Source organism: Paenarthrobacter sp. 10L420, assembly GCF_056395385.1.
Map to the genome: position 1 here is coordinate 86,502 of NZ_JBFTJK010000002.1, position 20,302 is coordinate 106,803.

Sequence of the window (20,302 nt, forward strand, 5' to 3'; positions counted from 1 at the left end):
CCGGGCACTGGCCCGGAGCCAACGGGATCCGCCGCCACACCTTCGGCGGCGGGTCCCGTTGGCATGAGCCAACAGGTCACCCTCCAGAAAGAGCAGATGGAATGACACAGTCCACCGCACAGATCCTTGACGGCAAGGCCACCGCCGCAGCCATCAAGGCAGAACTGACCGAACGCGTTTCCGTCCTCGCAGCAAAGGGCATCGTCCCCGGCCTGGGCACCATCCTGGTGGGTTCGGACCCCGGCAGCACCTGGTACGTCGGCGGCAAGCACAAGGACTGCGCAGAGGTGGGCATCCAGTCCATCCGCCGGGACCTGCCCGAGGACATCACCCAGGAAGACCTCCTGAAGGTTGTCCGCGAGCTCAACGAGAACCCGGAATGCACGGGGTACATCGTTCAGTTGCCGCTGCCCAAGCACATTGACCAGGACGTCATCCTCGAAGCCATGGATCCGAACAAGGACGCCGATGGCCTGCACCCCATGAACCTCGGCCGCCTGGTGGCCAACGTCAGTGGCGAAATGAAGTCCCCGCTTCCCTGCACACCCAAGGGCTGCGTGGAACTGATGCGCCGGCACGGCATCCAGCTGAACGGCAAGCGCGTCCTCGTAGTAGGCCGCGGCGTTACCATCGGCCGCCCCATAGGCCTCCTTCTCACCCGCAGGGAAGTCAACGCCACGGTCATCCTGGCCCACACGGGAACCGTTGACCTGCCCGCGGAACTCAAGCAGGCCGACGTCGTGATTGCCGCTGCAGGCGTCCCGCACATGATCAAGGCTGAAGACCTCAAGCCGGGCGCAATAGTGCTCGACGTCGGCGTCAGCCGCGTGGAGGACGCTAACGGCAAGGCTGTGGTCACCGGAGACGTGGACCCGGCAGCTGCCGACGTCGCCGCCTGGTTGTCCCCGAACCCGGGCGGCGTGGGTCCGATGACCCGCGCCATGCTGCTCGCCAACGTCGTGGAGAGTGCTGAGCGCGCAGCCGGCATCGCCTAGGTTCCTGCGACCACAGCAAGGCCCATTACGGGGCTAAGCTGCCGAAGATGCCGTGCGCACGGCATCTTCGGCAGGGAACCCTCGAAATGGCCTCGCGTACTCCTCCGGGAGTAGGCACCCTGCTCCGTTAACCCGACGACGAACACCCGGAGCAAAGCTAGGCTCGGTGTATGCAGCCCCGATTCCCTGGACCCGAGAGCTCTCCTGGACCCCGGGGATTTCCAGGCCCAGGCCGTTTTGGCCCGCGCCGTTTCGCCGGACCTCAGAGATACGCGGGCCCACGCCGTTTCGCGGGCCCACCCACGAGCTTCATCGTTATCACAGTGGCCCTCATCCAGGTAGCGGGGACGCTTTTTTCTGCGGGCCATCAGGACGCTTCACGGCCCTTGGATGCGCTCGCGATCCTGTTGCTGCTGGCCGGGCCTGCAGGACTGGCGTTCCGGCGGCGGGCGCCTGCAGTCATGCTTCCCGTCGCCCTCGTGGCAACGGGCGCCTATGTTGGCCTTGGCTACGCTTGGGGTCCCATTGCGCTTTCGCTGGCGTTGGCAATCGTGTTGACTTCGTCCGCGGGTTTGCGGTGGCAGGCGTGGGCGGGGGCTGGTATCGCCGCTGCCGCAGTGGTGTTCGCGGCCGCATTCAGCGGCGATCCCAACTGGCCGCTTCGCGCTTCGGCAGGGGTGGGATGGGCAGCCATTTTGGTGCTGATCGGACAGGGATTTCGACGCCGGAGCGAGCGGTTCGCGGAATACCGGCGTCGGCGTGAGGCCGCCCAGAAGGCCGAGCGCGATGAGTACCGGCTCACGCTGGCCCGCGACATCCACGATGTTGTGGCTCACTCCTTGTCCATGATCAATGTGCAGGCATCCGTGGCGCTGCACGTGGGCTCGGATGATCCCCAGAAGCTCAGGCCCGCACTGGAGGCTATCAAGGCGGCCAGCAAGGAATCCCTCACGGAAGTCCGGCAACTCCTGGGCGTGTTGCGGGAGGACGTCCCGCTCGCCCCGGCCGCCCGGCCTACGCTGGCCAGGATTCCCGAACTTGTGAAGAACGCGGAGCTGGGCGGCTTGCAGGTGCGCTTCGAGGACCACTCGAACCATGAGCTCGTTGGCCCGGCCCAGCAGGAGGCGGCGTACCGGATCATCCAGGAAGCGTTGACCAACGTCGGCAGGCACTCAGGTGCCCAATCCGCCGTCGTGCATCTTGCCCAGACCGAGGACGCGCTTACTGTACGGATAGACGACGACGGCTCGGGCATGGGCGGGGCGCTCCCGGGCAACGGCCTCACGGGGATGCGCGAGAGGGCGGTCGCCTTGGGCGGGACGCTCACGCTGCATGAACTCCAGCCAGGGCTCCGGGTCGAAGCGGTCCTGCCCAGCCAACCAGCAGAAGGAGCCCTTCAGTGATCCGCATCCTCCTCGCCGATGACCAGACCCTCATCCGGGCAGGGTTCCGCGCGCTCCTGAATGCTGAACCGGACATGGAAGTGGTGGCCGAGGCCGGCACTGGCAGGGACGCCGTGAGGCTGGCGGCGCGCGACAAACCGGACGTCATCCTCATGGACATCAGGATGCCGGACGACGACGGCCTCACCGCCACCCGCAGAATTCTTGCGGACCCGGCCCTCGCCGGCACGCGCATCATCATCCTGACTACCTTCGAGCTCGACGAGTACATTGCCGAGGCCGTCCGTGCGGGGGCAGCTGGTTTCCTGGTCAAGGACACTGAACCTGCAGAGCTCATCCGCGCCGTCCGGGTGGTCCACGACGGCGACGCGCTGCTCTCGCCCTCGGTGACCCGGCGGATCATGGCACAGCTGGCGTCCCAAAGCCGGGCGGCAGGAAAAGTGATTCCCCTCGAGCAGGTGACGGAACGCGAACGCGAAGTCCTGGCCTTGGTGGGGGAGGGACTGAACAATGCCGAGATCGCCGAACGCCTGTTCATCACGCCGCTGACCGCGAAGACCCATGTATCGCGCATCATGACCAAGCTGATGGTCCGCGACCGCTCCCAACTGGTGGTCCTCGCCTACGAATCAGGGCTGGTGAGGCCAGGCTGGAGCAGCTGACGGGCTGCCGCCGACTCCCAAGGGAGTATGGCGGTACCTGCAGGTGACTCCCGACGGCGGACGCCCAGGCTGCCGTCCACGGGCAGACTCAAACCAGAGCCGAAAGACGGTTCGCGCCGGGAATCGGCGAAGAGAGTTTGGATCACTGACATGTTCACCGCATTGACTTCAATCGTCGGGGAGACCACCACGCTCGGGGGAGCGCTGGCACAACTGCCGGCCACCGTCGTCGCGCACGGTCCCTGGGGTGACGGCACGTTCTGGCCGTTCTTACTCCTGTTCCCGCTGTTCTGGATCCTCGTGATCTTCCTGTTCATTTTCGTCGGCCGGCGGGCGTGGCGCCGCAACCATCACTGGGCGGCAACCCAGGGCGCTGAGGGCGTACTGCGCGAACGCTATGCTCGGGGCGAGATTGATGAAACCGAGTTCCGGCAGCGGCTGGAGGTACTGCGCTCGCAGCCGCCGTCCTGACCAGGACGAGGGAAAAACCGAGAGGGCTCTTGCAAAAATATCTGCAAGAGCCCTTTCACATATTCGTTGGCGCTACTAGTCTGCTGAGGGTGCACAATGAAGCAACCGGCTCTGCAACACACTCCGAATCGTGGCAAACCAGCTTCGACATGAACCCACCCACCGTCATCAGCGCGCGGAACCTCACCAAGACCTATGGCGAGCTCACAGCCGTGGACAACATCTCCTTCGATGTTCCGGCGGGGGAGTCCTTTGGGCTGCTCGGCCCCAACGGCGCGGGCAAATCCACCACCATGAAAATGATCGGCGGAGTATCCCAGCGCACTTCAGGAACCCTGAACATCATGGGCCTGGATCCGGAATCCCACGGTCCCGAGGTCAGGGCACATCTGGGGGTCGTCCCGCAGCAGGACAACCTCGACGAAGAACTGAAGGTCCGCGAGAACCTGATCGTCTACGGCCGCTACTTCGGCCTGCCGCTGAGCTACCTGCGACCCAAAGCGGACGAGCTCCTGGAATTCGCGCAGCTCACGGACAAGGCCAATTCCAAGGTGGATGCGCTTTCCGGGGGAATGAAGCGGCGGCTCACCATCGCCCGGTCGCTCATCAACGAACCCCGCATCCTCCTGCTCGATGAGCCCACCACCGGCCTTGACCCGCAAGCCCGGCACATCCTCTGGGACCGCCTGTTCCGGCTCAAGGAAAACGGCGTCACACTGATCCTGACCACCCACTATATGGACGAGGCTGAGCAGCTTTGCGACCGTCTGATCGTGGTAGACAAGGGCAAGATCATGGCCGAGGGATCCCCGGCCAGCTTGATCCGCGAGCACTCCTCCCGCGAAGTACTTGAGCTCAGGTTCGGGTCCGAGCGGAACTCTAGTATCGGCGTCGAACTTCAGGGCATTGGCGAGCGGCTTGAGACACTGCCTGACCGCGTGCTCATCTACGCGCACGACGGCGAGGCCGCCCTGGAGCAGGTTTCCGCGCGCGGCCTGCGCCCTATGACGTCACTGGTGCGCCGTTCCTCACTGGAGGACGTGTTCCTGCGGCTTACGGGCAGGAGCCTCGTTGACTGAGTCGGTGAACAAGCCAATCACGACGGCGGAGCAGCCGTTGCGGGCACATTCGCCTGCCGTCTCGGCGGCCAGGGCGCGGCGTTGGGGTTCCTTTTTCTATGCGGAACAAGTGCTACGCGTCATGCGAAATTACGGCTGGTCCGTGGTTCTCTACAGCGTGGGGCAACCCGTGGCCTACTTGTTCGCCATGGGAGTTGGGCTGGCAAGCCTTGTTGATGCGAATAGCGAATCCATATTCGGCGGCGTCAGCTACTTGGAATTTGTTGCACCTGCGCTGCTGGTCTCCGCGGCGGTCATGACGGCTTCCGGAGAGTTCTCCTACCCCATCATGGATGGCTTCAAATGGCGGCGGGTGTTCTACGGGCCGCACGCTTCGCCTTTGGTACCGCAACAAATAGCGAGCGGCCACATCATGGCAAGCACGCTCAGGTTCCTGCTGCAGTCGGTGGTCTACTTGGCGGTGGTGGCCATGTTCGGGGCTTCGCCGAGTCCGTGGGGATGGGTGTCCGCATTGGTTGCCACGGTCGCGGCCTTGTCCTTCGGCCTGCCACTCATGGCCTATGCCGCCAGCATCACCCAGGACAAGGGGCAGTTCGCTTTGGTGCAGCGGTTCATTGTCATGCCACTGTTTCTGTTCTCCGGGACGTTCTTTCCCCTGGACACGCTGCCGTTGGCTGTCCGTTGGATCGGCTGGATATCGCCTGTGTGGCACGGAACGGAGCTGGGGCGGGTCTTCACTTATGGCATGGACGAGAACCCTGTCTTGACCATTACGCATGTGGTGTTCCTCCTGGGAACGGCCACGGCCGGCTGGCTGTTGGTCCGGCGCCAGTTCGTGAAGAGGATGGGCTCATGAGTATCCTGACCGGCGGCCACAGCGCCACGGATATCGCCCGGGAACGGAAGTTCGGCCCCCTCTACTCACGAAATGCCAAGGCCGTGGTTGCCCGTGGCCTCATGGCGGCCAAGTCCAGTACCTGGCTGGTGTTGTTGTCCGGGTTCTTCGAGCCTGTGCTCTTCCTGTTGGCCATGGGTGTCGGCATGGGCTCGATCGTGGGGACAGTCCAGGGGCCTGGCGGCGAGGACATCAGCTACGCGGCCTATATAGCGCCCGCACTCCTCGCAGTCTCAGCCATGAACGGCGCCATCTACGATTCCACCTGGAACGTCTTCTTCAAGATGAACTTCGCCAAGCTGTACCAAGGGATGCTCTACACATCCCTCGGGCCGCTGGACGTTGCCATGGGCGAGATCTTCCTGGCACTCCTGAGGGGCCTTCTCTATGCCACCGGGTTCACCGCGGTGATGGGGGTCATGGGCTTGCTGACGACCTGGTGGGCCATCCTGGTCATCCCTGCATCGGTGCTGATTGCCTTCGGTTTCGCGAGCTTCGGCATGGGCATCACCAGCTTCATGAAGACGTTCCAGCAGATGGACTGGATCAACTTCTTCCTGTTGCCCATGTTCCTCTTCAGCGCCACGTTCTATCCGCTCAGCGTCTACCCGCAGGTCATCCAGTGGTTCATCCAAGCCATGCCCTTGTGGCACGGGGTTGAACTGCTGCGCCAAATCAGCGTGGGCTCGTTCAGTCCTGCCACAGCCATCCACGTTGCTTACTACCTGGTGATGATCGCGCTCGGGATCATGCTCACCACCGGACGGCTGCGCCAGTTGTTCCTGAAGTGACTCCATGTTCGCCATCCGTGGAAGCGGCGCGGGCACCTTCGGGGGTTTGCGACAATTGACTCATGCAATCTCTCGGCGACCCGCACCCGTCCACGTCCTCGTCCGGTAGAGGCCTTTTCAAGGGCTTCCGCATCGGCGGCCTGGGGATGACCGTAGTCATCATCGCTTTCGTGGTGGCCGTCATTTTCGCGGCCAACCAGAACGATTTTGTGGGTTGGGTAGTTGCGGTGGTCGCCTTCGGCTGGCTCGCGCTGGCCACCTTCGTGGTATTCAGCATTCGAAGGGCCGCGCGGCGCGCCGGAGCAAAGTTCAGCGAAGCGCAGGCCGCTTTCAACTCGGCAACCGGCCGCGCGCCGTCGTCGTCCTCGGCTGACAGCGGCGGCACCCGCGTGGTCGCCGAACGCAGCCAGGCCGATGAGGTCCGAGACCTCAAGCTGGACCATTCCTTCAAGATTGTCCAGGTGCAGGTACGCGTTGTGGACGAAGAACGTGCCAAAGGCGCAGCGGCAAACCAGGACACCATCAACCGCGCGTTGGAAACCATCGCGATCACGGCTACCAATGCCCGGGACATGATCAAGTCCTCAGGTGGCTCGGACGAGCCCGTGGCCGGCACCATCATCGACTAGAGTAGACCGGGTGAGTACGGCATTGAAGAAGGACTTCCTTCGCATCGCATCGGTCAACGTCAATGGCCTTCGGGCTGCCTACAAGAACGGCATGGCGGAATGGCTGGAGCCACGCGAGGTAGACATCCTCTGCCTGCAGGAAGTCCGTGCTCCTGATGCGATTGTGAACGCGCTGATCGGCGAAGGCTGGTACATCCTCCACGCTGAGGCTGAGGCAAAGGGCCGCGCAGGAGTTGCCATTGCATCACGCGAGGAACCCACCGGCACACGGATCGGGATCGGCGATGACTACTTCGCCACCGCTGGCCGCTGGGTTGAAGCGGATTTCACCGTCAGGAACACAGCCGGTGAATCCTCCACGTTGTCCGTGGTCAGCGCCTACGTTCACTCCGGTGAGGCAGGCACGCCCAAGCAGGAGGACAAGTACCGCTTCCTGGACGCCATGACCACGCGCCTCCCCGAGCTCGCCAAGCACAGCGATCACGCGCTGGTAGTTGGCGACCTCAATGTCGGACACACCGAACTGGACATCAAGAACTGGAAGGGCAACGTTAAGCGTGCCGGTTTCCTGCCAGAGGAGCGCGCGTATTTTGACCGCTTCCTGGGTGAAGAAATCGGATGGAGGGATGTCCACAGGGGCCTGGCAGGAAATGTCGCCGGCCCCTACACCTGGTGGTCCCAGCGCGGAAAGGCCTTTGACACTGACACAGGCTGGCGCATCGACTACCACCTGGCGACTCCCGGACTTGCATCGGCCGCGTTCTCGGCTGTCGTGGATCGGGCGCCTTCGTGGGACACCCGCTTCTCTGACCACGCACCGCTGGTAGTGGACTACCGGCTCTAAGCTTCACGAAAGTATTGCTCAATGACTAGCTCCATCACGACTGAAACCGGCACCCCAGCCGCCACACTGCCCAGCGGGAGTACCGTGACCTCCACCAAGCTTGCCGTTGGCGCCAAGCAGCGCGTCCTTTCAGGCATGCAGCCCTCCGCTGACTCCCTGCATCTTGGCAACTACCTTGGCGCTTTGGTCAACTGGGTTCGCATGCAGGACGAGTACGACGCCGTCTTCTTCATTCCGGATCTGCACGCCATCACCGTTCCGCAGGATCCCGCCGAGCTCGCCCGCCGCACCAGGGTCACGGCGGCCCAGTACATCGCTGGCGGCGTGGACGTGGAGAAGTGCACCCTGTTCGTGCAATCGCAGGTTCCCGAGCACGCCCAGCTTGCCTGGGTATTGAACTGCATCACGGGCATGGGTGAAGCAGGCCGCATGACCCAATTCAAGGACAAGGCACAGAAGCAGGGCTCGGACCACGCCAGCGTCGGCCTGTTCACCTACCCCATCCTGCAGGCAGCAGACATCCTCCTCTATCAGCCGCACGGCGTACCCGTCGGCGAAGACCAGCGCCAGCACGTGGAGCTCAGCCGCGACCTCGCCAACCGCTTCAACAGCCGTTTCGGCGAGACGTTCCAAGTGCCCGAGCCCTTCATTCAGAAGGAATCGGCAAAGATTTACGATCTCCAGAACCCCACGGCCAAGATGTCCAAGTCTGCCGAATCACCCGCGGGCCTCATCAACCTGTTGGATGACCCCAAGACCGTGGCCAAGCGCATCAAATCCGCCGTCACTGACACTGAGACCGAGATCCGTTACGACCGCGAAAACAAGCCGGGCGTCTCGAACTTGCTCACTATCTACTCGGCTATCAGTGGTACCCCAGTTGAGAAGATCGTGGCTGATTACCAGGGCAAGATGTACGGCCACCTCAAGGTAGATCTCGCCGAACTCGTTTCCGGCCGCCTTGCCCCCATCCGTGAGCGGGCCAACGAACTTCTCGCGGACCCGGCAGAGCTGGACCGTCTCCTGGCTCACGGTGCAGACAAAGCCCGCGAGATCGCCTCCGCGACGCTCGCCGACGTCTACTCCAAGGTGGGCTTCCTGCCTTACCGCGGGGATGCCTACCGCACCGAGCAAGGAGTCCGCTAAGTTCATGTGCGCAGCTGGCCAGCTCAACGTCAAGACCGATACCCCTCAAGGCGTCGGTCCGGACGAATCGCGCCAGCCCGCTGTCACCGGCACCGATTGCGGTGCCGGTGACACCATGTGCGTAGGGGTGATTCTTGGCTTCCCGCCAGAGATCGCGCGGGAATTGCAAGCATGGCGGGCATCCTTTGGGGATCCCATGGCCGAAGTCATCCCCGCCCACATCACACTCATCACCACCACGCCCACTCAGGACTGGGCAGCCACCCGGGACCACGTGCGCGATATCGCCCGCTCACAGGAACCGTTCACCATCACCATTTCCGGCACTGGTTCCTTCCGGCCCGTTTCGCCCGTGGTTTTTGTCAACGTCGAAGAAGGCTTCGAAGAGTGCGTGCAGCTGCACGAAAAGCTCCAGACGGGTCCGCTTGAGCGTTTGCTTCCCTTCCCATACCACCCCCATGTCACCGTGGCCCATGATGTCGCCGAGGAAAATCTGGACGAGGCCGAAACGGTTCTGAGAGATTACCGGGCAACCTTCCCAGTGGTTAGCATGGGACTTTACGAGCACGACACCAATGGAATTTGGCAGCTACGGGAAGAGCTCGACTTTGGCGGCGACACTGACGAAACGCAGCAGGCGGAATCAACATCCACCGGCGGGAGGTCCTCCGCTGCCAACTGAGCTGGCAAAGCTAAAACTTCAACTTCTTCACAAGCGCCAGGACTGGGGCCACGCCAAGCGTGCCGGAGAAGGCTTGCCGAAGAGGGCCAGCGCCCTTCTCGCGCTCCTGCTCGCAAGGCTGAACACCAACCGGGCCATGCGCTCCTTCCAGAACTACACCCGCCAGCATGGGCCGCTTCTGAGTGCCGGCATCGGCTTCAACATGTTCTTCTCCGTCACGGGCCTCCTCACTACGGGTTTCGCCATCGCGGGAATCGTTTTGGGCGGCAATCCGGTTCTCGAAAACGCCGTGATTCGCAGCGTGGCCTCTGCAGCTCCCGGACTCCTCCAGGTCAATGGCGGTGAGGGACTGGTTGACCCCCAATCGCTGCTCAATCCCTCAGGTCTTGGATGGACCGCCGTCATCGCCGCTGCGATAACCGTCTTCACGTCCCTTGGTTGGATTGCCAGCGTCAGGGAAGGTCTGCGGGGCGTGACGGATGCTGATCCTCTCCAGCGCAGCCCCATCCTGCAGAAACTGGTGGACGCCGGTACTCTACTGCTCCTTGGCGCGATCCTCGTGGTCAGTGCCGGCGCGTCCCTCATCTTTGGCACGGCTGCTGCCTGGATCTTCGACCTACTTAGGGTGGATGAAGCGGTCGCGGCGCCCGTGGCCGCCGTCGTCAAGGTCGTCGTCCCCCTCCTGCTGAACTGCGCGACGGCGGCCGTGTTGTTCCGTGTCGCAGGTGGCCTCAAGCTGGGGCGCCGGGCATTCATGGAAGGCGTTGCGCTGGCTGGCATTGGCACCACGGTGCTTCAACTCTTCAGCACCGAACTTCTCGCCCGGGCAGGACAGAACCCTGTCCTCGCCTCGTTTGCCATCATCATCGGCCTGCTCATCTGGTTCAACCTCGTGAGCCAGGTGTACCTCGTGTCCGCTTCGTGGGCCGCTATCCGCGAGGCCGACCTGCAAGCGGGGGAGACCCCGCGCAAGAAGGTCCTCGGTTCACGTCGCACCACTCCCCAGACTTAACCATTCCCTTCTTATAGGGCAACGCGGGGTCACTTATGGCCCCTTCCAGCGGGAAACATGGGCCATAAGTGACCCCGGGTTGCTACAGTGCGCCTACGGCGACCGGACCAGCCCCTCCCAAGCGACGGTCCAGTCGGCTGGGAAACCTGGCGCGTGGCGTTCTGGTCCGTTGTCCCAGCCCGCGGCCATGAGCGCGACGGCGGCGAGGAGCCCACCGTTGCCGGGTAAGTAAAGCGGCAGGGAATCGGTTTGGCGGTTGTGCCCATTGGTCAGCACTGTGTTTTTGCCGGCGTCGAGGAGAAGCGCGTCGACGGCAGCTTCCTGATCTTCCAGTCTCGCAGCGGTCATTGCCATTACCGGATAGTCCCAACCCCAGGTGCTGCCCCAGTCCCAGTCCGCGAGGACATCCGACAGGGTGGCGCGCATGATGTCCGGATCAATCAAATCCGTCAGGGGCAGGACGCCTAGCGCGCACAGCATTGAAGGGTGGTCCGTGCGGATGGTGAAGGGCTCCACATCGATCGCAGCGTAGACGCCGTCGATCACGCGTGGCGACACCATGCCATCTGCTACATCGGACCATGCCTGCACAGGGTCCAGACCCAGCCGATCGCGCCAGGCAATAGCGGTCCGCAGGCCCCACTGCCAGTAGGCCAACTCAAACGTGGGATTGGTGACCTTGGCCCGGATGGAGCCGTAGCTTTCCTGGGCAGGAATCAAGGGAGGCCCCAGCTCGAACCCACGCGACGTTGGATGGGCAAAACCGGCCATGAAGGCAGCTGACTCAAAAACGATCTCCGCAAATTCTTCCAGCACCTCATGGCTGGGATGTGCCCGGTACACCAGCTCGGCCAAGTGAATGGGGTGTGGCTGCTGCCAGATCAGGAATGTCCCGATGGGACTTGGGCTTTCCCTGCCGTCCGGTCCGACCTGCTTGGGCCAGCGGACGCCGTCGAATCCTTGCGCTTTTGCCGTCTGCCGTGAGGTCTCCAGCACCGTGGAGTACCAGCGCAACGATGGCAGGAGCAGCTCCACACGGTTCCAGTGCGCAAAGTGCGCGGCATGCCACCAGTGCATCTCCAAGTGGAAGCGGCCACGCCAGGAGTTGCATACGAGCCCGGTTTCCTGCGGAGGCAGCGAGCCCGAGCAATTGATCGCCGTCAGGTACTGGGAAAGTACAATCCTGCGCTCCAGTTCCTTGGCTCTGGGATCGTCGGTCGCATCAAGCTCGATCGCGCCGCCCGAGTACCAGAAACGAGGCCAATAGGCCCCGGAGGCTGCGATCACGCTACAGGCAGGTGAAAGCTCGACGCCGGTCCGATCAGTGGCGGCATGGCATACCGCAGGTGGCGTGATTGTTCGCCTGTTGTTGCCTCGAGGGATGCAGTCGCCATCTCCGGCGGAAAGGAAGGCGACGGAGAAGTCCAGCATCTCGTTGGTGTCTGGACTTTCGGACTTAGCAGGAGCTACTTGGAGTTGATGCTGTTCGGGCTGTTCCACTGTCAGGTTTTGGCCGGTGATCACCACCTGATAGCGGGCCTCGTCCAACTCGCGGTGGGCTGTCCATGTTGCGCAGCCATCGTGGTCTTCGGACATCACCGGGCCGTCGAGCGAGGTGGTATGCGCGTTCGAACTGTTCCAGTCAGCCGCGTCATGCCACGCCTCGGAGCCATAGGGGAAGCCGACGCCGACGACCAAACCGGCACCAAGCGCCCTCGATTCCACGCGGACGCCGAGCTCATCACGGTCGGGGTGGCACGCCGTCGTAACCTTGACGGGGTGTCCTGCCAACGTGAAGCGGCTCGTCACCACTCCCGACCACAAATCGAGTGTTTGTTCGGCGTCGGTGATCTCCGCTTCAAGGATTGAGCGGACGGTGCCATTCTCAAGCCAGTGGAAGCCGATGCGACCCAGGTCCAGCCGATGCTGGTTCGCCCGGAGCCAGGTCTCAGCCGGGGATGTGTCGGTCTCGCGATCGTTAACGATGCCACCCACCATGTCCACGTACGGCACTGGGCCGCGGGGGGAATCGTAGAGGACTATCGAGTCGGCAAGGTCATACGGCTGCGGCGCCGGCACGGAGTGCCAACCCCATTGGGACTGGGTTCCCAGAAGCGTGCCCGCAGGGAGGTCATCGCGGGCGTCCACAGGGTAGGCCGCGGGAAAAGTCTGCAAGCCGGTGAGATCCAACGTGAAGGCGAACTCGCCATTGCCGACCGAAACAGGACTCCGTGGGTCAAGGCGTTCCTGGCGGACATTGTGGCGCTGGACAAGTGCCTTGCGGTCGATGGCTGGGGACTCGGACCTCTTGGGCACGGCGGACTCCTTAGTAGCTCAAATAGTTCATATCCCAAACTATTGACGAATATACACTGCCTTGATACGTTTCAGGAACCGTTTTCTTGAGCCTGAAAGAAGCTTACCCAATGACGCGTAGATCTCTCCGTACTATCCGGAAGTCAATAGCTTTCGTAGCAGCCGTCGGCATGCTGGGGCTCACCGCAGCCTGCTCCAGCCCCTCATCCAACCAGCCCGAAGACGGCCCCGTGGAAATCCGGTTCTCATGGTGGGGCAACGCCACCCGTGCCGAACTGACCAACAAGGCCATCAAGGAGTTCGAGGCTGCCAACCCCAACATCAAGGTCAAGCCGGAGTATGGCGACATAGGAGGCTACTTCGACAAGCTCGCTACCCAGGTGGCAGCAAACGACGCCCCCGATGTCATCACCATGGGCGGTGCCTACCCGGCCGAGTACGCCAATCGCGGGGCCCTGCTGGATCTGTCCAAGGTGGACGGCTCACTCGACCTCTCCAAAATGGATCAGGGAGCCTTGGAAAACGGGCAGGTCCAGGGCAAGCAGTACGGCGTCTCCACTGGTGCCAATGCCTTGGCCATCGTAGTGAACCCCGCTGTTTTCCAGGCTGCAGGCGTTGCCCTGCCGGATGACAGCAAGTGGTCCTGGGATGACTTCGCAAAGACCGCCGAAGACATCACAGCCAAGAGCCCCAAGGGAACATACGGCACAGCCACCGTCCTTACGCATGACTCGCTGGATGCCTTCGCCCGCCAACGTGGCAAGTCGCTGTACACTCAGGACGGCCAGCTGGGACTGGACAAGGAAACCGTGCAGGACTACTTCGACTTCTCGCTCAAGCTCAGCGAGTCAGGCGCTGCCCCCAGCGCTTCGGAAACCGTGGAGAAACTCAACGTCAGCACTGAACAGACACTTATGGGCATGGGGCAGGCCGGCATGATGCTCACTTGGTCCAACTCCCTGACCGCACTCAGCAAAGCCTCCGGCGCTGAGCTGAAGCTGCTGAAGTTGCCTGGCGAGACGCCCACGCCCGGCATCTGGCTGCAGTCATCGCAGTTCTACACCATCTCCGCGCGTAGCAAGCATACGGATGCCGCTGCCAAGCTGGTCAGCTTCCTGGTGAACAATGAGGCCGCAGCAAAGATCATCCAGAGCGACCGTGGCGTGCCCAGCAACTCCGGCATGCGTACGGCCATCAAGGATCTGCTCACGCCGCAGGGCAAGGCCGAGGCCGCCTACATCGACCAGATCGGGAAGATGGACTTCGCCCCTACGTTCATCGGTCCTACCGGTTCAACAGCAGTCTCCGAGATTACAGCTCGCATCAACACCGAAGTCCTCTTCAAGCGGCTGACCCCGGAGAAGGCCGCCGAACAGTGGCTTAGTGAGAGCAAGGCCGCCATCGGCAAATAGGACAACGCGGGGTCACTTGTGGTCCCTTCCAGAGGGAAACATGGGCCATAAGTGGCCCCGCGTTGGTTTTAGGCGTCGCGGACTTCCAGATAGGGATCCGCCCAGGCGCTGATAATGCGTGCCACCCGGGCGGCCTGTCCCTTGCCGGTCAGGAGGTGCTCACTGCCCTCAAGCGAAATGAAGCTGCGGGGATGCCGCGCTGTACGGAAGATCTCGCTGGCGTTGTCGATGCCCACGGTGTTGTCGGTGGGGGAGTGCATCACCATTAACGGTTTGTGGAGAGTGCGGATGCAGTCGCGCAGGTCAGCACGTTCTACGTCCTCCACAAAGTGCCGACGGACCTCCATCGGGCGGCCACCGAGGTCAACGACGGCGCTGCCGTCGCGCAGGATCGAGTCAATCTCGGCGTCGAACATGTGCTCAACGTGCTTTGGCTCGTAAGGTGCGCCCACGGTCACCACGGCGTTGAGGTCAGGGATATCGCGCGCAGCGGCCAGCACAGCGGCGCCACCAAAGGAGTGGCCCACCAGCAAGGAGACCGGCCTGTCCTGCTCCCGCATGAAGGCGGCGGCGAGGATGGTGTCAGCCACCTTGACGCTGAAAGATCCCGCGGACCATTCCCCGGCAGAACCACCCAGACCAAGGTTGTCGAACCGGAGCATGCCAACACCTTGCTCCGCGAGCCCTTTGCAGATCCGGGAAGCAGCGGGGCTGTCCTTGCCCAGGGTCAGGCCGTGCGAGTACACGCCCCAGCCGCGGACAGGCCCCTCAGGCACGTCCACGATGCCGGCGAGGGCATCACCCGTGCTTCCGGTGAAAGTGATCTTCTCAGAGCGTGGCACGCTGGTCTCCTTGCTTTTGCGGCTACCGGCCGGGGCGAGGTAGGCCAAATGATTAACGACGACGGCGCCACGCACCAAAAGTGGTGGGCGGCGCCGTCGTCGTGTGGTTCCTTAGCGGGACCGGCGAACTAGATCTTGCGGGCCAGGATGGCCTGCTTGACCTCGGCGATTGCCTGGGTCACCTGGATGCCGCGGGGGCATGCTTCCGAGCAGTTGAAGGTGGTGCGGCAACGCCACACGCCTTCTTTGTCGTTGAGGATCTCCAGGCGCATGTCGCCTGCGTCATCGCGGGAATCGAAGATGAAGCGGTGTGCGTTGACGATTGCGGCCGGACCAAAGTACTGGCCGTCGGTCCAGAAGACCGGGCAGGACGAGGTGCAGGCAGCACACAGGATGCACTTGGTGGTGTCGTCAAAGCGCTCACGGTCCTCAACGGACTGCAGGCGCTCCTTGGTGGGCTCGTGGCCCTTGTTGATCAGGAACGGCATGACTTCGCGGAAGGACTGGAAGAAGGGTTCCATGTCCACGATCAGGTCCTTCTCCACGGGGAGGCCCTTGATCGGCTCGACGGTGATGGGCTTGGTGGTGTCCAGGTCCTTCAGGAGCGTCTTGCAGGCGAGGCGGTTGCGGCCGTTGATGCGCATGGCATCCGAACCACAGACACCGTGGGCGCAGGAGCGGCGGAAGGAAACGCTGCCGTCGATCTCCCACTTGACCTTGTGCAGGGCATCCAGAACGCGGTCCGTGCCGTACATGGTCAGCTTGTAGTCATCCCAGCGTGCTTCGTCCGAGATCTCCGGATCGTAGCGGCGTACGCGCAGCGTGATGTGGAAGGTGGGAATTTCACCGTCGCCCGCAACGCTTGCCGGGAGCTCGATTTTGGAAGCGGGCTCTGCCATTTCGGTCGTCATTAGTACTTACGCTCCATCGGCTCGTAACGGGTGAAGATGACGGGCTTCGTCTCAAGTCGGATGCCCGCAACAGATTCCGCCGAGGAGTCGACGGTGACGGAAGAGTCCAGATATGCCATGGAGTGCTTCATGAACTTTTCGTCATTGCGGTCCGGGAAGTCTTCGCGGTAGTGGCCACCGCGCGACTCTTCACGGTGCAAGGCGCCGACTGTCATGACCTTGGCCATGTCCAGCAGGAAGCCCAGCTCCACTGCTTCCAGGAGGTCCAGGTTGAAGCGCTTGCCCTTGTCCTGGACCGTGACGTTCTTGTACCGCTCTTCGAAGGAAGCGATGTCGCTAAGGACCTGCTCCAGGGATTCCTTGGTACGGAACACCTGCATGTTCGCATCCATGGTGTCCTGCAGTTCTTTGCGGATCTGGGCAACACGTTCGGTGCCGTTGCCGGTCAGGAGGCCATTGAGAATGCCGCGGGTCATTGCCTCGGGGTCCTCGGGCAGCTCGACGTAGTCGGCTGTCTTGGAGTACTCCGCAGCGGCGATGCCGGCGCGCTTACCGAAGACGTTGATGTCCAGGAGCGAGTTGGTGCCGAGTCGGTTCGAGCCGTGCACGGAAACACAGGCAACTTCACCGGCTGCGTAGAGGCCCGGCACGATCGTGTCGTTGTCCTGCAGCACCTCGGTGGTGATGTTGGTCGGGATGCCGCCCATGGCGTAGTGCGCGGTGGGGAACACGGGGACAGGATCCGTGAACGGCTCCACACCCAGGTAGGTGCGCGCGAACTCCGTGATGTCCGGAAGCTTGGCCTCGATGTGGGCAGGCTCAAGGTGGGTCAGGTCCAGGAGGACGTAATCCTTGTTTGGACCACAACCACGGCCTTCACGCACTTCGTTGGCCATGGCGCGGGCCACGATGTCACGGGGTGCAAGGTCCTTGATGGTTGGGGCGTAACGCTCCATGAAGCGCTCACCCTCGGAGTTACGCAGGATGGCACCTTCACCACGTGCGCCCTCGGTGAGGAGGATGCCCAAGCCAGCGAGGCCGGTCGGGTGGAACTGGAAGAACTCCATGTCTTCCAGGGGGATGCCACGGCGGAAGGCGATGCCCATGCCGTCGCCTGTGAGGGTGTGGGCGTTGGAGGTCGTCTTGAAGACCTTGCCGGCACCACCGGAGGCGAACACTACGGACTTGGCCTGGAAAACGTGCAGTTCACCGGAAGCAAGATCGTACGAAACTACGCCGGCGACGCGCTTCTGCTTGTAAGGGGTACCGTCTTCGCGGACTGCGTCTTCTTCGACGATCAGCAGGTCAAGGACGTAGTACTCGTTGTAGAACTCAACGTTGTGCTTGACGCAGTTTTGGTACAACGTCTGCAGGATCATGTGGCCCGTACGGTCGGCTGCATAGCAAGCACGGCGGACGGGAGCCTTGCCATGGTCACGGGTGTGGCCACCGAAGCGTCGCTGGTCAATCCGGCCCTCGGGCGTGCGGTTGAACGGCAGACCCATCTTTTCCAGGTCCAGCACGGCGTCGATGGCTTCCTTCGCCATGACCTCGGCTGCGTCCTGGTCAACCAGGTAGTCGCCACCCTTGATCGTGTCAAAGGTGTGCCACTCCCAGTTGTCTTCTTCGACGTTGGCCAGTGCTGCACACATCCCGCCCTGTGCTGCACCGGTGTGCGAGCGGGTGGGGTAGAGCTTGGTCAGTACCGCTGTGCGTGCGCGCTGACCGGATTCGATCGCGGCGCGCATGCCGGCGCCACCTGCACCGACAATGACGACGTCGTACTTATGGACCTGCATACCAGATGCTCTCTCTTTCAAAAATTCAGATGGTCGGCGGAGGCTGTTCCGCTAAGTCGGGCGCAACCGGTTCCCCACAGGGCCGGCCGGCTGCGCCAGGAAGCCGCTACGGGGCCGGGCAGAAGCCGCCAGGCAGCTGAACGCCGTCGACGACGGGGCACGGGTTGAACGTGAAGATCACCAGGGTGCCGAGAATGATGATGACAGCCGTGGCTGCATAGAGGACTACCTTGAGCCAGAAGCGCGTGGCGTCCTTTTCAGCGTAGTCGTTGATGATGGTGCGGACGCCGTTGGTTCCGTGCAGCATGGCAAGCCAGAGCATGGCGAGGTCCCAGAACTGCCAGAAGGGATCCGCCCACTTACCGGCGACGAAACCGAAGTCGATGGCATGGATACCCTCACCTACCAGCAGGTTCACGAAGAGGTGGCCGAAGATCAGCACCACCAGGACGATGCCGGAGAGGCGCATGAAGAGCCAGGCAATCATTTCGAAGTTGCCACGGCTGGGGCCGGTGCGGTTGTACTTCGGAGCAATCTTGCCTGCACCGATTTTTCCGCTGCGGGGGGATTCGATCGTGGTCATGGTCTAGTGGCCTCCCAGCGCGAGGGAAAGGTGGCGGACAGCGAAGCCAGCGAACGTGACCAGCCACAGTGCAAGCACGATCCACAGCATTTGGCGCTGGTACTTCGCGCCCTTCTTCCAGAAGTCGATGGCGATCACACGCAGGCCGTTGAAGGCGTGGAAGATGATCGCGGCGACCAGGCCCGTTTCACCCAGGGCCATGACGGGGTTCTTGTAAGCACCAATGACGGCCGTGTAGGCCTCAGGGGACACGCGCACCAATGAGGTGTCCAACACATGGACCAACAAGAAGAAAAAGATCACTACACCGGTAATACGGTGTCCAACCCAGGACCACATGCCTTCACGGCCGCGGTACAAGGTGCCAGCTGGTTTTGTCGGCACTGATTAAACCTTCCTGCAACACAGCGGCGCTGGCATGGGATCCATGCGGGGGGAACGCCTGCTGCGAGAGCACTCGTAGCTCACGCCTAAATCTAGGCTTCGCTACCAGCTTATTCAATTTAGGACGCGCTTCTCTGGTTGTTAATTCCATGTTTCCTGCCCGTATTTACGCGATATTTGGGCAATTTCAGCTGCTTCATGAGACGAAGGCCACATGTGTGGCGGACTGCGGGGCTTTGCAGCCGCGTCCGATAAAGTGTTGCGGTGAGTACAGAAGACGCGACATTCCCGGAATCTCCATTGAACCGCTTCCACGCGGTTATTCCGGCGGGCGGTGTGGGGACCCGGCTGTGGCCACTCTCGCGTGCCGCTGCGCCCAAGTTCCTACATGACCTGACCGGCTCCGGCAGCACGTTGTTGAGGGCCACCTATGACCGCCTTGAGCCGCTGGCCGGTGAGCGGGTGCTCGTTGTGACCGGCGAGGCACACCGTGCCGCTGTATGCCGGCAGCTCCCCGAAGTGGGCGATGACGAGCTGGTGCTCGAAAGCGAGCCCAAGGACTCCGGTGCTGCCATCGGCTTGGCCGCCGCAATTCTCCACCGCCGCGACCCGGAGACCATCATGGGTTCGTTCGCCGCAGACCAGGTGATCAGCCCCGACGATCTGTTCCAGGACACCGTGCGTGAGGCAATTTACACCGCTGCCACGGGCAAGATCGTTACCATTGGCATCAAGCCCACGCACCCCTCCACCGGCTTCGGCTACATCCGCTCCGGTGCAGCACTGAACGTCGAAGGTGCTCCGAACGCGCTTGCCGTGGCTGAGTTTGTTGAGAAGCCCAGCCAGGAAGTTGCCAACAAATATGTAGAAGCCGGGGACTACGTCTGGAACGCAGGCATGTTCGTGGCTCCCGTAACGCTCATGCTCCAGCACCTCGAAGCGAACCAGCCGGAGCTGTTCAAGGGCCTTCAGGAAATCGCCGAAGCCTGGGACACGCCCCAGCGCGCTGAAGTTACCGCGCGTGTCTGGCCCACACTGCCCAAGATTGCGATCGACTACGCTGTGGCCGAGCCGGCAGCGGCAGCCGGCGATGTCGCCGTCGTGCCTGGTACTTTCCGCTGGGACGACGTTGGTGACTTTGCCGCAATCGGCCGCCTGAACAACGCCGGCGACGTCGATGAAGTGACCGTTCTTGGCGAAGGTGCCCGTGTGTTTGCCGAGAATGCGAGCGGCGTAGTGGTGTCCGATACCAAGCGCGTGATCGCATTAATCGGCATCAAGGACGTGGTCATCGTGGACACGCCCGACGCGCTCCTGGTCACTACAAAGGAACATGCCCAGTTGGTCAAGGGCACTGTTGATGCCTTGAAAGCCAGCGGGGATACGGACGTCCTGTAGCAATCCCTTATACCGTGAGCCACCTCTTTGGTTGTCCTGCGCCTGAAA

Annotated in this window: 20 protein-coding genes; 14 read left to right on the forward strand and 6 right to left on the reverse strand. The window is 62.4% G+C overall.

Annotated features, from left to right (window positions below; genetic code table 11):
• Positions 1-101: 101 nt before the first annotated feature.
• From AC1DD5_RS05625 to AC1DD5_RS05680, 12 genes are all read left to right on the forward strand, one after another.
• Positions 102-995: a bifunctional methylenetetrahydrofolate dehydrogenase/methenyltetrahydrofolate cyclohydrolase gene (locus AC1DD5_RS05625; RefSeq protein ID WP_442002607.1), complete on the forward strand. Its 894-nt coding sequence runs from the start codon at positions 102-104 to the stop codon at positions 993-995.
• Between the two features lie 323 nt (positions 996-1,318).
• Positions 1,319-2,398 (forward strand): sensor histidine kinase, encoded by a 1,080-nt coding sequence (locus AC1DD5_RS05630; protein WP_477520808.1) that lies wholly within the window; start codon positions 1,319-1,321, stop codon positions 2,396-2,398.
• Positions 2,395-3,060, forward strand: a complete 666-nt coding sequence (locus AC1DD5_RS05635) for a response regulator transcription factor (RefSeq protein ID WP_477520809.1) — start codon at positions 2,395-2,397, stop codon at positions 3,058-3,060. Before AC1DD5_RS05630 ends, AC1DD5_RS05635 begins: the two co-directional genes overlap by 4 nt.
• A gap of 150 nt (positions 3,061-3,210) precedes the next feature.
• Positions 3,211-3,531 carry an SHOCT domain-containing protein gene (locus AC1DD5_RS05640; protein ID WP_477520810.1) on the forward strand — a complete coding sequence of 107 codons (321 nt, stop codon included), beginning with the start codon at positions 3,211-3,213 and terminating at the stop codon, positions 3,529-3,531.
• Between the two features lie 149 nt (positions 3,532-3,680).
• Positions 3,681-4,610 carry an ABC transporter ATP-binding protein gene (locus AC1DD5_RS05645; protein ID WP_442016818.1) on the forward strand — a complete coding sequence of 310 codons (930 nt, stop codon included), beginning with the start codon at positions 3,681-3,683 and terminating at the stop codon, positions 4,608-4,610.
• Positions 4,611-4,614: 4 nt separating this feature from the next.
• Positions 4,615-5,466, forward strand: a complete 852-nt coding sequence (locus AC1DD5_RS05650; RefSeq protein ID WP_477520811.1) for an ABC transporter permease — start codon at positions 4,615-4,617, stop codon at positions 5,464-5,466.
• Positions 5,463-6,296 carry an ABC transporter permease gene (locus AC1DD5_RS05655; protein WP_442002611.1) on the forward strand — a complete coding sequence of 278 codons (834 nt, stop codon included), beginning with the start codon at positions 5,463-5,465 and terminating at the stop codon, positions 6,294-6,296. Before AC1DD5_RS05650 ends, AC1DD5_RS05655 begins: the two co-directional genes overlap by 4 nt.
• Before the next feature lie 62 nt (positions 6,297-6,358).
• Entirely contained in the window at positions 6,359-6,925 is a 567-nt protein-coding gene (locus tag AC1DD5_RS05660) for a hypothetical protein (RefSeq protein WP_442016705.1), read from the forward strand.
• 10 nt (positions 6,926-6,935) lie between these two features.
• Positions 6,936-7,769 carry an exodeoxyribonuclease III gene (locus AC1DD5_RS05665; protein WP_477520025.1) on the forward strand — a complete coding sequence of 278 codons (834 nt, stop codon included), beginning with the start codon at positions 6,936-6,938 and terminating at the stop codon, positions 7,767-7,769.
• Between the two features lie 21 nt (positions 7,770-7,790).
• Positions 7,791-8,915, forward strand: coding sequence for a tryptophan--tRNA ligase (gene trpS, locus AC1DD5_RS05670; protein ID WP_442002614.1), 1,125 nt, complete (start codon positions 7,791-7,793; stop codon positions 8,913-8,915).
• A gap of 4 nt (positions 8,916-8,919) precedes the next feature.
• Positions 8,920-9,597: a 2'-5' RNA ligase family protein gene (locus AC1DD5_RS05675; RefSeq protein ID WP_477520812.1), complete on the forward strand. Its 678-nt coding sequence runs from the start codon at positions 8,920-8,922 to the stop codon at positions 9,595-9,597.
• Positions 9,524-10,609 carry a YihY/virulence factor BrkB family protein gene (locus AC1DD5_RS05680; protein ID WP_477520813.1) on the forward strand — a complete coding sequence of 362 codons (1,086 nt, stop codon included), beginning with the start codon at positions 9,524-9,526 and terminating at the stop codon, positions 10,607-10,609. Before AC1DD5_RS05675 ends, AC1DD5_RS05680 begins: the two co-directional genes overlap by 74 nt.
• A 93-nt stretch (positions 10,610-10,702) precedes the next feature.
• Here AC1DD5_RS05680 and AC1DD5_RS05685 read toward each other — a convergent pair whose 3' ends face one another.
• Complete coding sequence (locus tag AC1DD5_RS05685) at positions 10,703-12,925, reverse strand: hypothetical protein (RefSeq protein ID WP_477520814.1); 2,223 nt, start codon at positions 12,923-12,925, stop codon at positions 10,703-10,705.
• 110 nt (positions 12,926-13,035) lie between these two features.
• On the opposite strand from AC1DD5_RS05685, the gene AC1DD5_RS05690 reads away from it, so the two are divergent.
• Positions 13,036-14,337, forward strand: coding sequence for an ABC transporter substrate-binding protein (locus AC1DD5_RS05690; protein WP_477520815.1), 1,302 nt, complete (start codon positions 13,036-13,038; stop codon positions 14,335-14,337).
• A gap of 68 nt (positions 14,338-14,405) precedes the next feature.
• Here the strand turns inward: AC1DD5_RS05690 and AC1DD5_RS05695 are convergent, their stop codons facing one another.
• The 5 genes from AC1DD5_RS05695 to sdhC form a co-directional block, all read right to left on the reverse strand.
• Complete coding sequence (locus tag AC1DD5_RS05695) at positions 14,406-15,179, reverse strand: alpha/beta hydrolase (RefSeq protein ID WP_442016710.1); 774 nt, start codon at positions 15,177-15,179, stop codon at positions 14,406-14,408.
• A gap of 128 nt (positions 15,180-15,307) precedes the next feature.
• Complete coding sequence (locus AC1DD5_RS05700; protein ID WP_011773975.1) at positions 15,308-16,090, reverse strand: succinate dehydrogenase iron-sulfur subunit; 783 nt, start codon at positions 16,088-16,090, stop codon at positions 15,308-15,310.
• Positions 16,090-17,889 carry a succinate dehydrogenase flavoprotein subunit gene (gene sdhA / locus AC1DD5_RS05705; RefSeq protein ID WP_477520816.1) on the reverse strand — a complete coding sequence of 600 codons (1,800 nt, stop codon included), beginning with the start codon at positions 17,887-17,889 and terminating at the stop codon, positions 16,090-16,092. Before sdhA ends, AC1DD5_RS05700 begins: the two co-directional genes overlap by 1 nt.
• A gap of 106 nt (positions 17,890-17,995) precedes the next feature.
• The gene (locus AC1DD5_RS05710) at positions 17,996-18,472 is read right to left on the reverse strand and encodes a succinate dehydrogenase hydrophobic membrane anchor subunit (protein ID WP_442002621.1); all 477 of its coding nucleotides are present in this window, start codon (positions 18,470-18,472) and stop codon (positions 17,996-17,998) included.
• 3 nt (positions 18,473-18,475) lie between these two features.
• Positions 18,476-18,856, reverse strand: coding sequence for a succinate dehydrogenase, cytochrome b556 subunit (gene sdhC, locus AC1DD5_RS05715; RefSeq protein WP_477520817.1), 381 nt, complete (start codon positions 18,854-18,856; stop codon positions 18,476-18,478).
• A 264-nt stretch (positions 18,857-19,120) separates the two neighbouring features.
• Here sdhC and AC1DD5_RS05720 point away from each other — a divergent pair, with 264 nt between their 5' ends.
• A complete protein-coding gene (locus tag AC1DD5_RS05720) occupies positions 19,121-20,254 on the forward strand; it encodes a mannose-1-phosphate guanylyltransferase (protein WP_477520818.1) in 1,134 nt (377 codons plus the stop codon).
• The last annotated feature ends 48 nt before the right edge of the window (positions 20,255-20,302 follow it).

Bases quoted from the DNA above. Each gene is read 5' to 3' on its own strand.
- AC1DD5_RS05690 (WP_477520815.1), top strand. From the start codon at position 13,036: ATGACGCGTAGATCTCTCCGTACTATCCGGAAGTCAATAGCTTTCGTA.
- AC1DD5_RS05700 (WP_011773975.1), bottom strand. From the start codon at position 16,090: ATGACGACCGAAATGGCAGAGCCCGCTTCCAAAATCGAGCTCCCGGCA.
- AC1DD5_RS05645 (WP_442016818.1), top strand. From the start codon at position 3,681: ATGAACCCACCCACCGTCATCAGCGCGCGGAACCTCACCAAGACCTAT.
- sdhA (WP_477520816.1), bottom strand. From the start codon at position 17,889: ATGCAGGTCCATAAGTACGACGTCGTCATTGTCGGTGCAGGTGGCGCC.
- AC1DD5_RS05625 (WP_442002607.1), top strand. From the start codon at position 102: ATGACACAGTCCACCGCACAGATCCTTGACGGCAAGGCCACCGCCGCA.
- AC1DD5_RS05660 (WP_442016705.1), top strand. From the start codon at position 6,359: ATGCAATCTCTCGGCGACCCGCACCCGTCCACGTCCTCGTCCGGTAGA.
- AC1DD5_RS05675 (WP_477520812.1), top strand. From the start codon at position 8,920: ATGTGCGCAGCTGGCCAGCTCAACGTCAAGACCGATACCCCTCAAGGC.
- AC1DD5_RS05655 (WP_442002611.1), top strand. From the start codon at position 5,463: ATGAGTATCCTGACCGGCGGCCACAGCGCCACGGATATCGCCCGGGAA.
- AC1DD5_RS05710 (WP_442002621.1), bottom strand. From the start codon at position 18,472: ATGACCACGATCGAATCCCCCCGCAGCGGAAAAATCGGTGCAGGCAAG.
- AC1DD5_RS05640 (WP_477520810.1), top strand. From the start codon at position 3,211: ATGTTCACCGCATTGACTTCAATCGTCGGGGAGACCACCACGCTCGGG.
- trpS (WP_442002614.1), top strand. From the start codon at position 7,791: ATGACTAGCTCCATCACGACTGAAACCGGCACCCCAGCCGCCACACTG.